This window comes from Bartonella sp. bp_1, assembly GCF_055808085.1.
The window spans coordinates 561,367-575,909 of sequence record NZ_CM147851.1 but is presented as its reverse complement, the minus strand read 5'-3'; the positions used below and the strand labels follow the sequence as shown (position 1 = coordinate 575,909).

Sequence of the window (14,543 nt, the reverse complement as noted above, 5' to 3'; positions counted from 1 at the left end):
TCGCACCTATTTTTCAGGCGTTTCAGTATTCTCGTTTTTTTGTTGGGCACGCAGTTGCCGCAGTTTTCCAGTATTTTGTATATGCTCGTCAAATGTCTTGGAAAACACATGCCCCCCTTTGCCATCGGAAACAAAGAATAAAGCATCTGTTTTTTGCGGATTGGCAACCGCTTCCAATGCATCTTTCCCCGGAATAGCAATTGGTGTGGGAGGAAGTCCGAAAATACGGTAAGTGTTATACGGTGTATCGGATTTACGATCATCCGCTGTTACCGGCTTATCAGCTGGTTTACCGGCTCCACCATAAACACCATAAAGAAATGTCGGATCTGTCTCCAACCGCATATTCTTTTCCATACGATTATAGAACACACCGGCAATCATTGGGCGTTCTGAAGCCACACCCGTTTCTTTCTCAACAATAGAAGCCAGATTGACCATATCTTCACGACTTTTAAGCGGCAGAGTCTTATCACGCTTCTGCCAGATATCCTCAACCAGCTTTTGTTGGCCATGCATCAAACGCTGGATAACTTGCTGACGGGTCGTACCACGTGTAAAGCTGATGGTTGTTGCCATCAGGCTGCCTTCGGGCGGTAATTTTTGCGGTATATCACCGGTCAAAATTTCATTGTTTTTCAAACGCTCAACGGCTTGAAAAACAGTTAACCCCTCCGGAATTGTCAGGCTGTATTCAATCGATTTGCCTAAAACCAAAATATCCATGATTTGTCGCATCGAAGCATGAGCCGGAATTTCATATTCACCAGCTTTCAAATCCTTGGCACGGTTTTCAAAACCGATCGTATAGACAAATACTTTGTTGGAGCGGATCAGGTCCTGTGACTCAAGTTGAGCTGCAATCTCACGAATACCGGTACCCGGTTTAATCAAGATTGTCTTTGCCTCAATAGAAGGACCTGGAGCTTCGAACATACGACTTGAAATATAAAGGGTCGCGGCAGCGATAATCACGGCAATAAAAACCAGCATCATCGCAAAATTAATCAAAATAACAAATTGATTGCGGGCAAGCTTTGAACGCTTACGAGCTATAGCGCCTGCAGCTTCAGCTTGCGGCGCGCCATGATCTTGTGAATGTCCGGCACCCTGCCCTTGCCCATCCATTGTGGACGTTGACGCTGTTTGTTTTTGATCATCCGTCGTCAATAGTTTGCCCCAATTCCTTTATTTTCCATAACGTTGATGCATACAGCACCATATTAACCGTTCTTTATTGGGAAAATATGTCAATCATGGCAAAAAGCACAAGTCTGCAGCCTTTGAAACAGCAAGAAAAAAGCGATTATAAATCCGCTCTCCCCAATTTAATGAAAAGAATGTGAAAATCAGCCGTTAAAACGACGCATAACCAGCGAGGCATTGGTGCCGCCAAAACCAAAGGAATTGGATAAAACCACATTAATTTCCTTCGCTTTAGGCTTATGCGGTACAAGATCAAGCTTAGTATCGACATCCGGATTATCAAGATTAAGTGTTGCCGGTGCCATATGATCACGCATAGCCAGCACACAAAAAATCGCTTCAGCCGAACCGGCAGCCCCCAACAGATGCCCGATCGATGATTTTGTCGATGACATGGTAGCACGGCTGACAGAATCACCCAAAACGCGCTCCACGGCAGCAAGCTCTAGCGTATCAGCCATTGTTGAAGTGCCATGGGCGTTAATATAGTCGATATCTGACGCTTTAATACCGGCACGCTTGATTGCCATCTCCATGCAACGCTGTGCCCCTTCGCCATTTTCGCTTGGTGCAGTAATATGATAGGCATCACCCGACAGGCCGTAACCGATAATTTCGGCATAAATTTTAGCACCACGTTTCTTGGCATGCTCAAGCTCTTCAAGAACGAGAACTGCCGAGCCTTCCCCCATGACAAAACCATCGCGGTCTTTGTCATACGGACGCGAAGCATGAATAGGATCATCATTACGTGTCGTTGAAAGCGCCTTACAGGCAGCAAAACCAGCCAACGAAATACGATTTACAGGTGATTCTGTACCACCGGCCAACATAACATCGGCATCGCCTAAAGCGATGAGACGCGATGCATCGCCAATGGCATGGGCACCGGTTGAACAAGCTGTTACGACAGAATGGTTGGGGCCACGCAAATGATGCTTGATGGAGACATAACCAGAAGCCAAATTGATCAGACGGCCAGGAATAAAGAAGGGCGAAATACGCCGCGGCCCCTTATCACGCAATGTATAACCGGCCTCAACGATGCCTTCAACACCACCAATACCCGAACCGATCATTACACCCGTGCGAATCTGGTCTTCATCACTTTCAGGATGCCAATTGGCGTCATCAAGCGCTTCATCAGCGGCAGCCATTGCATAAACAATGAAAGGATCAACTTTGCGCTGTTCCTTCGGCTCCATATGCAAATCAGCATTAAACGTACCATTGGTACCATCACCAACCGGAATGCGTGCAGCAATCTGGGCTGGCAAATCATCAACTTCAAATTCTGTAATACGGCGCACACCGCTTTGACCATCAAGCAGCCGTTTCCAGCTATCCTCGACATTGCCCGCCAAAGGAGAAACCAATCCAAGACCCGTAATAACGACACGTCTCATATTTCTACCTTCTGGCTGCGGTATAAACCGTGAAAAGAAAAGCAGGCGCTTTTTTGCCAACAGCCTGCCGGACAAAATAAGAGCGGGAAAGCCGCAGGCATCCCCGCTTATCTATTTGAAGATTAAGCAGAAGCCTTGTCGATGAACTTGACAGCGTCACCAACAGTCAAAATGGTTTCAGCGGCATCGTCAGGAATTTCAACACCGAATTCTTCTTCAAAAGCCATAACAAGTTCAACTGTGTCCAAGCTATCTGCACCGAGATCATCGATGAAGCTTGCACCTTCTGTTACCTTGTCGGCGTCAACGCCCAAATGTTCAATTACAATCTTTTTGACGCGTTCTGCTGTATCACTCATTGTCGGAACCTCGACTTTATGTTTCTATCCCTGCCATTGGTTAATGGCATGGGCTAATCTAATCAAGCGATAGATGCATGAAAAAGCAAAAAAGCCGCATTTTTCTGCATCCTGTGGATATCCTCATAAAGGATAAACCGGTTTTCCACCGATCTTGAGGGGCGCAATTAGCATGCTCTTCCCCAAGACGCAAAGAGATTTTATCTTTTTATCCAATTTTACCCAAAACAAACAGAATAAATGGTTGAAAAAAGCATTAGAATGATGGCGGACACAAAAAATGGATGCTGTCCAGACCATTCTGGTCCTATTCATGGTGTCAAAACGGCAAAAAAATGTGGGTTATTGAACAGGCTGCACACTACTATCATAAATACGACACCTAAAATAACAAAAAGACCGGTTGAACCGGCCTTTCAATTCCATTCCAAGATCGTTTAGATCATGGCCATACCGCCATTGACATGCAATGTCTGGCCGGTCATGTAAGCAGCCTCGTCGCTGGCAAGATAGACGGCCGCAGCAGCAACTTCATCGCTCGAGCCCATACGCTTCATGGGAATAGCGCCCATGATTGTTTCCTTCTGCTTATCATTCAGCTTGTCGGTCATTGCCGATTCAATAAAGCCTGGCGCGATACAGTTAACTGTAACACCACGCGTAGCAATTTCCTGTGCCAGAGATTTTGAAAATCCGATCAAGCCAGCTTTGGTTGCGCAATAATTCGCCTGTCCCGGATTACCGATCACACCGACAATCGAAGAAATATTGATAATACGACCAAACCGGCGACGCATCATCGGATGGGTCAATTCACGAGTCAGGGTAAAAACAGCCGTCAGATTGACATTAATGACATCATCCCAGTCCTGATCACTCATCCGCACAAACAGACCATCACGGGTAATACCGGCATTGTTGACGAGAATTTCAACACCATCCATGTCTTTTTCAGCTTTTTCAGCCAACGCCTTGACGGCATCGCGATCCGACAGATTGGCTGGAAAGATAAAAGTCCGCTCACCCAATTCCTGAGCAAGGCTTTTCAGCTTTTCTTCTCTTGTACCATGCAAACCAACGATTGCACCTTGTGCATGCAGTTTACGGGCAATCGCTTCGCCTATACCGCCTGTCGCCCCTGTCACCAACGCCTTGCGGCCTTTGAGTTCAAACATATCTTTCCCTCATTTCCTGTGTGAAATACCGTGTTTTCAAAAGCCGGCTTATACGCCCAATGCTTTTAATGCCGCTTCAATTTCTTCTGCCGAGCCGACACTAACACCAGTCATGTCCTTGTTTATCCGACGCGCAAGCCCCGTCAGCACCTTGCCCGCACCGACTTCATAAAGCGTATCAATGCCATTGTTACCAAACCATTCGATCGTTTCGCGCCACCGTACACGGCCTGTCACCTGATGCACCAGCAACTCAACGATTTTCTTCGGATCACGCACCGGCTCAACTATGACATTGGCAACAACCGGTACTTTAGGCTCATATTTATTCACGTCCAGCAACGCCTCATGCATGACATCAGCCGCAGGCTGCATCAAGGCTGAATGGAATGGCGCTGATACTGGCAACAAAATAGCCCGCTTAGCACCCTTCTCACCGGCCAAGGCTGCCGCTTTTTCTACAGCCGCTTTCGTGCCGGAAATCACAATCTGTCCACCGCCATTATCATTGGCAATCTGACATGCGCCTTCACTCAAAGACGCACTGCAAACCGCTTCAACATCGACTTCTTCCAAACCGATAATGGCAGCCATGGCACCCTCGCCAACACCGACAGCCTCTTGCATGGCATTACCGCGAATACGCAAAAGACGTGCTGTATCGGCAAGTGAAAATGTACCAGCAGCACAAAGGGCAGAGTATTCGCCCAAGGAATGACCGGCTACAAATTTAACCTTTTCAGCAAGATTGAGACCCTGCGCTTCCATCACACGGATAACCGCCATTGACACAGCCATCAATGCCGGTTGCGCATTGGCTGTCAGCGTAAGCTTATCTTCAGGGCCTTCGAACATTGTTGTTGAAAGCTTCTCGCCCAACGCGTCATCAACTTCTTCAAATACCGCCCGCGCTTCGGCAAATTGTTCGGCAAGCATCTTGCCCATACCGACAGACTGGCTTCCCTGTCCCGGAAATGTAAATGCAACAGCCATTATCATGCTCCCTTGCTATTTAATCATTGCTCTTGACGAGTGATACCAAAAAAGTCAAGGAAAATGGCTTGAGCCACGCCTTTTCATCTTTATTTTCAACCCTTTTTAACCGGCGGGATATGCAAAACCACTTCCGGTATGGCGGGCATTACCGCCCGAACACCAAAAAACGCACAAAAGCCCCCTAAGATCAGGCCAGCAAAAATATCAAATGGATAATGGACACCAACAAAAATCCGCCCCCAACAGACAAGGAGCGTCAAAACAAGCGCCATTTTCGCAGCTGTTTTATAGCGTAACATATAAAGCACAGTAAAATAGGCAGCACAGATAGTTGCATGATTGGAGGGAAAAGAAGCATTACTTTTGTGATAAATCAGAGCCTGCACCAACCCCTCGACAAAAGGCCTATCACGATAGAACCCGATCGAAATCAGAAAACCGATAAAAACGGCAATGACAACAACAATAAAAATGGTCAAGGCCGCCCGACGATCAAATATACTGCCAGCAAACCACATAATCACCAGATGGGCCGGAATAATATAAAGCAGCACCTTGGCACTGAATATACCGAACCATACAAACAGCGTTGGTGTGTCGGGTGTAGCTGCTACCCAGTGCAGCAAAGCGGCATCAATTGATTGGAACATAAAAAGTCTTTCGATTCTGGAAATAGAGAGCTAGGGCCTCACAAATCGGCAATATTATGGCAGGCGTCCGATAAGATAGAAAGGATCCCGGGCCTCAAGCTATCTTTGCACGCTTTCATCATAAAACTTGCGCCCCAAAATTTGGATGAGACCAAGATAGAAAGTATTTTCCGGCAGTTCACGCAAGCTTCCCTCTTGCCATTGGCTGATATGGCCGGACTTCTGGCGCCACCGTTCAAAATATTCCGTTTCATTATAGACCGAAAATTCAAGTGCATTGCGGTTTTGTGGCGCATTATAGTAGATATACCACCGTACAACTCCGCTTTTATCAAGATAAGTCGCGACAGGCATATAACCATCTTTGGTCGCTTTTTTCACTTCATTCTTATCTGTAGTTTCTGTACCAATCCCCTCTAACGCCAGATTGGCCTGCACTGATGTTTGCAATAAATGACGAAACAAGGATTCCTTATCGCCGCTCAAGAGATCATTATAAAGTGCTATTACTTCGGATGATACCATCGTCAATTTTATATCCGGGTCCTTGATAGTCACCGTCTGGTCCCATTTTTCCGATTGACTGACAATAACAATATCCATTGCCTGATACGTGACATGGAATGCGCTTTTGCTCCCTCCTTTTTCCAGACGGAATGACAAATGCGCCGGCCCTATTGTGGTCGTGCGTGTTTCTTGTGTGTTCCCATCACGCTCATGCCATACAAGGGGTCGAAAATCCATATTTCCTTGCAAAACTGTTTTTACATCGGGATCAAGGATAAAGGACATTCGGACAAAATTGCGCAAGTCAAAAGGCCCACCATCAGACAAAATAAAAGGCGTGTTCCAGTCCTGCGCTTTCAAAGCGAGATCAAACTTTATTCTGTGACCGGCTTTTTGCTCGATATAGAACATAGCCGGATCAAGCAGATCCAGCATAACATTCTTACATTTTGCTGGCTTCTCATAAGACAACATAAAACAAACAGGATCAATGCGGCTAAAAAGAACAGGAATATCCACGCCAGCATACAACCCATGATCCGTTTGATCTAAAACAGTGATCGCTTCATCGTTGACAGCCGATCCCATAAGGGCGCTGAGGATGCCGGAAATGCACCGATCAAGGGACTTAAAACCACTAAAATCGCTGAAAGAAACTGCTTTAACATTGATCTCTTATAGTCTTTCCTTGCAATAAATGACACAGAACACTTGCCAAATCCAAAAAAAGCCCGTAAAGACGCGCTGTTCGTTGCCGGCATTTGGCTGGGGGCTGAACGGAGGGCCGCTTGCGGCAGGGTCATGAAAAACACCCGTCCTCCTGTGTCTCCGCTCTCGAATGTCTTAAACCAAAGCGTCCTTTCTTCGGGGAACTCCCCTTATTAGAGAAGTCGCAGAGGCTTTGCGTCAAATCCGGCATGGTGAAAAAGAAGAAAGGCAAGATAATGGCTCTTTATGAACATGTATTCCTTGCCCGGCAGGATATTACGCCGCAGCAGCTTGATCAGCTTGTAGATACCTACAAGGGTGTGATCGAAGCCAATGGCGGTAAAGTCGGGCGTATTGAAAATTGGGGTCTTCGCACCCTGACCTATCGTATTCGCAAAAACCGCAAGGCCTATTATGCACTGATGAATATCGATGCACCGGCAGCTGCGATTGCCGAAGTTGAGCGCCAAATGCGTATCAATGAAGATATTTTGCGTTACATGACCATCCGTGTTGAAGAACATGAAGAAGGTCAGTCCGCTATGCTGTCACGCCGTGATCGCGATGAGCGTTTTGGCCGTGACGATGATCGTCCGCGCCGTCCGCGCCGTGATGACAATGAACGCAATGCAGAAGCAGAAGGAGCTGAATAATGGTTGAAGTCAGTCAGACTGCTGCACGCCGTCCTTTCCATCGCCGCCGCAAGACCTGTCCGTTTACAGGCCCGAACGCGCCAAAGATCGACTATAAGGATATCAAGCTTTTACAGCGTTACATTTCAGAACGCGGTAAAATTGTTCCTTCACGTATTACGGCTGTCAGCCAGAAAAAGCAGCGTGAATTGGCTAAAGCCATCAAACGTGCCCGTTTTCTCGGCCTTTTGCCTTATGTTGTAAAATAATCCTATTCGGAAGGCGTTCTGCGCCTTCCGCATTTCAAACGGTCTATGACCGAGTTGGGGCAGAAAACGCCTCTAACTGCAAAAAGCAGGACAGCGCTTGATGAATACAAACAGCCACATCTATCCTACAGCTATTGTTTGCGGTCTTTTGTCTGCAGCCTTGGCTATGGCTGTCATGCGATTAATTTCTTTCCCACCGCTGGCAGTTCTGGTTGGTTGTTTTGTTGCAACCCCTATCTTTATCGCGGCGTTTGGCTGGGGAACAAAAGCAAGCTTTATTGCTATCATCGTTGCAACGCTGGCCTTGTTGGTTGCTGAAAAATCGCCTCTGCTCTTTATTGAATGGCCAATAACCGGTCTTACTTTCAGCTTGCTGTTCTTTCTTCCCGGCTTTTATGCCGCATGGCTTCTCGGCCTTGCCAAAAACATAGAGCCAGATACTCAAACAGCAAAAAAGGCAAATCTTATATGGTTTCCACTATCGTCTATCCTCTATCAGAGCACAGTTTTGATCTCACTGGTGACTATTCTTCTGGCTTTTTACTATACTGCCAATCCACCAAAGCCTGAAACAATCAATCCCTTTATTGATTATATTATCGAAAACATTACCGCTTCACCCGATAGCAGCGGATTTGATCTTGCCGCCTTCAGGCAATATCTCCAGATAAATTTTACCTTGTATAGTATCATTCTTATTTCTACCTATAGCCTGTTACTTTTTATCGGTAATCTTTATGCCTCGACCAAAATTGCAAAAAAAATGGGGCGCCTCAAACGTCCGAGCGATGATTGGCCATCACGTTTTCGCCTACCACTAAACGCCTTGATACTTTTTGCAGTCAGCTTTGTGCTATCCTATTTTGCTGAAAATAGCAGTATCGGCGTTGGCGCAATGATCTTCGAGGCCTCACTGACAACTGTATTTTCAATTGCCGGTCTAGCCTATCTGCATGAAATTACAAAACCGCTCAAGGCACGGCTGATCATTCTATCTCTTGTCTATTTTCTAATCCTATCGCTGGTTTTGACCCTGCCAATTTCCATTATCATACTGATGATGGGCATCTGGGCCACTATCCGCGAATGGCTCAACTTAAAAAACAACCCGATCAAATTATAAAACCGATCCATCGAAAGGAACTTATTATGGATGTTATTCTACTTGAACGTATTGCACGCCTTGGCCAGATGGGTGACGTTGTCACCGTAAAAGACGGCTATGCGCGCAATTTTCTGTTGCCTCAGGGCAAAGCCCTTCGTGCTAATGAAGCCAACAAGAAACAATTTGAATCACAGCGCGCCCAGCTTGAAGCCCGCAACCTTGAGCGCAAGTCAGAAGCTGAAAAGGTAGCTGAAAAGCTTGACGGCAAGAGCTTCATCATCATCCGCTCGGCTGGTGAAACTGGCCAGCTTTATGGTTCTGTTTCAACCCGTGACATTTCCGATATTGTCACTGCCGAAGGCTTTAGTGTCGGCCGCAATCAGGTTGAGCTCAACCATCCAATCAAAACAATCGGCTTCCACGCATTGGCCATCAGCCTGCATCCGGAAGTTCAAGTTTCTATCAATGTCAACATCGCCCGTTCAACCGAAGAAGCTGAACGTCAGGCTGCTGGTGAAGATCTGACATCAGCTGAAGCCATCTATGGCATTGAAGAACAGCCCTTGGCAGAAGAAATCGACGAAGATGATTTCGACGGCGAAAACGAAAACGCATAAAATATTTTTGGTCACCAAAAAATGATCGCGTCCGGTGGCAACACCGGACGTTTTTTTGTTTTTTCAAAGCCTCAGTCGTCTATATTTGAAAGCAAGATGGATTATATCAACCAGCAGGCACAATCGGCAAAAGCCGATAACTGGAAAGAGAAAATCAATGTTCGCTTTACTGAAAATTGTTGCCGACCGGATTATCAAAAAAGGCAATCTTGCTATTACCGACTATGCAGGCATTACATTTCGCTATGGCGATGGCAATGGCGAACCGGTTCATATCCGTTTCAATTCCCAAAAATGGGAACGGGCTGTTGCGCTGGATCCTGCCCTCAAATTCGGTGAAGCCTATATGGAATGTGGTTTCGATATTATCGAAGGCGATATGTACCAGCTTTTAAAAATTATTTTTGAAAGCGCTGGCCCCGATGCAGAAAACCAGATGTGGATGAAAATGCTAAGCGATTTTCGTATTGCAACCAAACGCTTTGCCCAGATGAATAATCTGCGCCGCTCATCAAGCAACATCCGACATCACTATGATCTTTCAGGCAAGCTTTATGACCTGTTTCTTGATCCGGACAGACAATATTCCTGCGCATATTTTGAAACACCCGATCAAAGCCTTACACAGGCACAACTTGCTAAAAAGCGTCATCTTGCCGCCAAGCTTCAAGTCCAAAAGGGTGAAAAACTGCTTGACATAGGCTGTGGTTGGGGTGGCCTTGGTCTTTATATGGCTCGTGTTCTTGAAGCCGAGGTGACCGGTGTCACGCTCTCACACGAACAATATGTCATTGCCAACAAACGTGCCAAGGAATCTAACATAGAGAATCACGCCAAGTTCCAACTCACCGATTACCGCAATTTGACAAGCCAATATGACAAGATCGTTTCTGTTGGCATGTTTGAGCATGTGGGCATTGGCCATTTCAAAGAATACTTTTCCCACGTCAAAAAGCTTTTAAAGCCCGATGGTCGGTTTGTACTACATTCGATCGGCCGCTCAGGCAAACCGGGCGTTACAAATCCATTCATTGCCAAATATATTTTCCCCGGCGGTTATATCCCGTCTTTATCTGAAGTTATTCCCGTCATTGAAAAAAGCGGTCTTATCATTACCGATATTGAAATCTTACGACTGCATTATGCCGATACATTAAAAGCATGGCGGGAAGCTTTTATGGCAAAACGTGATGAGGCCAAAACCCTTTACGACGAAGCTTTCTGCCGTATGTGGGAATTTTATCTCGCTGCATCCGAAAGCGCCTTCCGCTGGCAGGATATGATGGTTTTCCAGATCCAGCTAGCACATAAACAGGATGCGGTTCCGCTGACACGTGACTATATCACCCATGAAGAAGCACGTTTGCGTAAAATTGATCATATCATGCTTACCGAAAAAGGAACTGGCAGCAAACTTTCGGCCAATACCAATATTGCGCAAAAATCGAAAACAAAAACGCAAAAGGCTGGAAAAACACCGGCATCACGGCGGACCGCACCCAAGCCATTAAAATCGAGATAAAGGTAATAGAGCCTACCAAATTTTGATATCCACCCTGTTGGCGTACAGAATCTAAAATAATGATGACGTCAAGGGCAGAAGCGCATATTATTTTTTAAATATGTGAATCAGTGTGAATCATCATTCTTTGCATTGCATCTGCCTGTTCAATCCTTTTTATCTAGATTGCACTCAATTAGATATCTGAACGAGAATTATACAGGAATTTAAAATGGCCGAAGCAAGTATTCATTCCATTGACAGCGCCAGGGTCGAGAATGAAGACAAACCCGCAGGCTTTCGCCAAGCGCCGCACAACATCGAAGCGGAACAGGCTTTGCTTGGTGCACTGCTTATCAATAATGATGCTTTTGACCGTGTAGCCGATTTTTTACGGCCTCAACATTTCGCTCTGGAATTTCATGGCCGCTTATTCTCCCTTATCCAAAAAATTATCGAACTCAACAAACTGGCAAGCCCCATCACACTCAAACCATTTTTAAGCTCAGACGAAATGGTTGCGGATATGCCTGCGTTCAATTATGTCGTGCGTCTGGCAACAGAAGCTGTCACAATTATCAATGCTGTCGACTATGCCCGCATGATCTATGATCTGCATATTCGTAGATCACTTATTGGTCTGGGAGAAGATATCGTCAACACAGCCTATGACGCACCGGTAGATTTTGCTCCTAACCAGCAAATTGAAGATGCTGAACAACGACTTTTCAAACTCGCAGAAACCGGCCAATATGGCGGCGGTTTTGAAAGTTTCAACGATGCGGTCACCAAGGCCATTGATATGGCAAGTGCAGCGCATAAGCGCTCAAGCCGCCTATCCGGCATCCCAACACAGATCAAATCACTTGATGAAAAAATGGGTGGGCTACAACGCTCCGACCTGATCATTCTGGCCGGACGCCCAGGCATGGGTAAGACATCACTTGCCACAAACATTGCCTTCAACATTGCCAACGCCTTTAACCCCACCGATGACAATGGCAAGCCCAATGAAGAAAATGAAGGCGGTGTTGTCGGCTTCTTTTCGCTGGAAATGTCATCCGAACAGTTGGCAACCCGTATCATTTCCGAACAAGCGGAAGTTTCATCTTCCAAAATTCGCCGTGGCGACATATCGGAAGATGAATTTGCCAAGCTGGTACGTTCCATGAAGCGGATGCAGAAAGTACCACTCTTCATTGACCAAACCGGCGGCATCTCCATTGCCCAGCTTGCGGCACGCGCACGCCGCCAGAAACGCCAACACGGATTGGATGTCCTGATCATCGACTACGTACAACTGATGACCGGCGCATCGCGACGCGCATCAGAAAACCGTGTGCAGGAAATTACCGAAATCACCACCGGCCTCAAGGCTTTATCCAAAGAATTGAATGTGCCAATCATTGCCTTGTCACAGCTCTCGCGACAGGTTGAAAGCCGCGAAGACAAGCGCCCGCAATTATCGGATCTGCGTGAATCCGGCTCCATCGAGCAAGACGCCGACGTTGTATTATTCGTTTATCGTGAAGAATATTACAAGCAAAGTAAGGCACCGCCGGAAGGCACAGCAGAACATGAAACATGGCAGGCTGAAATGGATGCTGTTTTCGGCAAGGCTGAAGTCATTATTGCCAAGCAGCGTCACGGCCCGACCGGCACAGTCAAACTTGCCTTCCAAGCGGAATTCACCCGCTTCAGCGATCTGGCAGAAGAAGATCATTTGCCCGAGCAATTCGGATGAACTAAGTATAAAACGGGTATTGTCAGCGAGGCTGTTCTTCTTGACAAGACCATAAACGGCTGACAGCGATGAAAGTACAATAAGGCTAATGACGAACTTTGCCCGTTGGCTGAATTGGAAATACAGTAAACTGAAGTCTGGGCATTTTGCTCTGGCAAAACGTCAAGATTATATAAAAGCGTAGCTTTGGCGAAACCGATCCGATATGTGTAAGGCCTTTCGCCGATTCATAACGCTTCATAGGACATACCAAAATGGCCAAAGCGCGTCTTCAATATATCTGCCAGAATTGTGGCACCACCTACCCGCAATGGTCAGGACGCTGTGAAGCCTGCGGAGAATGGAATACCTTACAGGAAGAAAATAGCGCAAGTGGCATTGGCGCTGGCCCCGGCAAAGCTGTCCGCAAGGGCCATGCCGTCCCCCTTTCAAGTTTTGCGGGTGAATCAGAAGATGCCCCGCGCATCAAGGCTGGCATTGCCGAACTAGACCGTGTCACCGGTGGCGGCTTTGTACCCGGTTCGGCCCTGCTTGTTGGTGGCGATCCGGGAATCGGAAAATCGACCCTTTTAACACAAGCGGCAGCAGCTTTGGCCCGCCAAGGACACAATGTCATCTATGTTTCGGGCGAAGAAGCTGTTGCTCAAATCCGTATGCGTGCCCAGCGGCTCGGCGTTGCGGATACGACTGTCAAACTTGCTTCCGAAACCAATGTCGAAGATATTCTGGCAACCCTTACCGAAGGAGAAAAGCCGGCTCTTGTCATCATCGATTCTATCCAGACACTCTGGTCGGACATGGCTGAATCCGCACCCGGCACAGTAACACAGGTACGTGTCGGCGCACAGGCCATGATCCGCTTTGCCAAGAAAACCGGTTCAGCCGTTGTTCTTGTCGGCCATGTTACCAAAGAAGGACAGATTGCCGGCCCCCGTGTGGTCGAACATATGGTTGATGCGGTTCTTTATTTTGAAGGCGAAGGTGGCCATCATTATCGAATCTTGCGCACTGTCAAAAACCGTTTTGGTGCAACCGATGAAATTGGCGTTTTCGAAATGTCCGACAAAGGTTTGCGCGAAGTCGCCAATCCGTCAGAACTCTTTCTAGGCGAACGCAATGAAAAAACGCCCGGTGCTGCTGTCTTTGCCGGCATGGAAGGTACGCGGCCGGTGTTGGTTGAAATACAGGCACTTGTCGCCCCCTCCTCACTTGGCATGCCGCGCCGCGCTGTCGTGGGATGGGATTCCAATCGCCTATCAATGATTTTAGCCGTTTTGGAGGCCCATTGCGGCGTTAAATTCGGACAACATGATGTCTATCTTAATGTTGCGGGGGGCTATCGCATATCCGAACCGGCAGCCGATCTTGCTGTTGTCGCCGCGCTTGTTTCGTCCATTGCCGGCATTGCACTACCTGCCGATTATGTCTATTTCGGCGAAGTCAGTCTTTCAGGAGCAATCCGTCCTGTTGCCCACGCGCTGCAACGCTTAAAAGAAGCGGAAAAGCTTGGATTTAATGGCGCCGTCTCCCCACAACCGGCAAAGAATACGGAACACGAAAAAGGTATTAAGGGGCAATTCAACCGCGCCTTTTATAGTGACCTGACTTCTTTTGTCGCACGGATCGCCGCCATGAAAAAACAATGATAGAAAAAACCTTGAATTATGA

Annotated in this window: 14 protein-coding genes; 7 read left to right on the top strand and 7 right to left on the bottom strand. The window is 47.0% G+C overall.

Annotated features, from left to right (window positions below):
• Positions 1 to 6 precede the first annotated feature (6 nt).
• The 7 genes from mltG to ACYZ97_RS02865 form a co-directional block, all read right to left on the bottom strand.
• The gene (gene mltG / locus ACYZ97_RS02895; RefSeq protein WP_473300001.1) at positions 7 to 1,170 is read right to left on the bottom strand and encodes an endolytic transglycosylase MltG; all 1,164 of its coding nucleotides are present in this window, start codon (positions 1,168 to 1,170) and stop codon (positions 7 to 9) included.
• 179 nt (positions 1,171 to 1,349) lie between these two features.
• Positions 1,350 to 2,612 carry a beta-ketoacyl-ACP synthase II gene (fabF, locus tag ACYZ97_RS02890; RefSeq protein WP_473300000.1) on the bottom strand — a complete coding sequence of 421 codons (1,263 nt, stop codon included), beginning with the start codon at positions 2,610 to 2,612 and terminating at the stop codon, positions 1,350 to 1,352.
• A 122-nt stretch (positions 2,613 to 2,734) separates the two neighbouring features.
• Entirely contained in the window at positions 2,735 to 2,971 is a 237-nt protein-coding gene (locus ACYZ97_RS02885; protein ID WP_473299999.1) for an acyl carrier protein, read from the bottom strand.
• A gap of 437 nt (positions 2,972 to 3,408) precedes the next feature.
• On the bottom strand, positions 3,409 to 4,146 hold the full coding sequence (fabG, locus tag ACYZ97_RS02880; protein ID WP_473299998.1) for a 3-oxoacyl-[acyl-carrier-protein] reductase: 738 nt from the start codon (positions 4,144 to 4,146) through the stop codon (positions 3,409 to 3,411).
• A 48-nt stretch (positions 4,147 to 4,194) separates the two neighbouring features.
• A complete protein-coding gene (fabD, locus tag ACYZ97_RS02875) occupies positions 4,195 to 5,139 on the bottom strand; it encodes an ACP S-malonyltransferase (protein WP_473299997.1) in 945 nt (314 codons plus the stop codon).
• Between the two features lie 95 nt (positions 5,140 to 5,234).
• The gene (locus ACYZ97_RS02870) at positions 5,235 to 5,792 is read right to left on the bottom strand and encodes an undecaprenyl-diphosphatase (protein ID WP_473299996.1); all 558 of its coding nucleotides are present in this window, start codon (positions 5,790 to 5,792) and stop codon (positions 5,235 to 5,237) included.
• 99 nt (positions 5,793 to 5,891) lie between these two features.
• On the bottom strand, positions 5,892 to 6,887 hold the full coding sequence (locus tag ACYZ97_RS02865; RefSeq protein WP_473299995.1) for a hypothetical protein: 996 nt from the start codon (positions 6,885 to 6,887) through the stop codon (positions 5,892 to 5,894).
• 356 nt (positions 6,888 to 7,243) lie between these two features.
• On the opposite strand from ACYZ97_RS02865, the gene rpsF reads away from it, so the two are divergent.
• The 7 genes from rpsF (at position 7,244) to radA (ending at position 14,521) form a co-directional block, all read left to right on the top strand.
• Positions 7,244 to 7,660 (top strand): 30S ribosomal protein S6, encoded by a 417-nt coding sequence (gene rpsF, locus ACYZ97_RS02860; RefSeq protein ID WP_473299994.1) that lies wholly within the window; start codon positions 7,244 to 7,246, stop codon positions 7,658 to 7,660.
• Entirely contained in the window at positions 7,660 to 7,908 is a 249-nt protein-coding gene (gene rpsR / locus ACYZ97_RS02855; RefSeq protein WP_473299993.1) for a 30S ribosomal protein S18, read from the top strand. The genes rpsF and rpsR overlap by 1 nt, the downstream gene beginning before the upstream one ends.
• Positions 7,909 to 8,008: 100 nt before the next feature.
• Positions 8,009 to 9,031, top strand: a complete 1,023-nt coding sequence (locus ACYZ97_RS02850; RefSeq protein ID WP_473299992.1) for a hypothetical protein — start codon at positions 8,009 to 8,011, stop codon at positions 9,029 to 9,031.
• A gap of 26 nt (positions 9,032 to 9,057) precedes the next feature.
• Positions 9,058 to 9,630 carry a 50S ribosomal protein L9 gene (gene rplI / locus ACYZ97_RS02845; RefSeq protein WP_473299991.1) on the top strand — a complete coding sequence of 191 codons (573 nt, stop codon included), beginning with the start codon at positions 9,058 to 9,060 and terminating at the stop codon, positions 9,628 to 9,630.
• Between the two features lie 157 nt (positions 9,631 to 9,787).
• A complete protein-coding gene (locus tag ACYZ97_RS02840) occupies positions 9,788 to 11,152 on the top strand; it encodes a class I SAM-dependent methyltransferase (RefSeq protein WP_473299990.1) in 1,365 nt (454 codons plus the stop codon).
• A gap of 211 nt (positions 11,153 to 11,363) precedes the next feature.
• Positions 11,364 to 12,875, top strand: coding sequence for a replicative DNA helicase (locus ACYZ97_RS02835; protein ID WP_473299989.1), 1,512 nt, complete (start codon positions 11,364 to 11,366; stop codon positions 12,873 to 12,875).
• Between the two features lie 254 nt (positions 12,876 to 13,129).
• The gene (gene radA / locus ACYZ97_RS02830; protein ID WP_473299988.1) at positions 13,130 to 14,521 is read left to right on the top strand and encodes a DNA repair protein RadA; all 1,392 of its coding nucleotides are present in this window, start codon (positions 13,130 to 13,132) and stop codon (positions 14,519 to 14,521) included.
• The last annotated feature ends 22 nt before the right edge of the window (positions 14,522 to 14,543 follow it).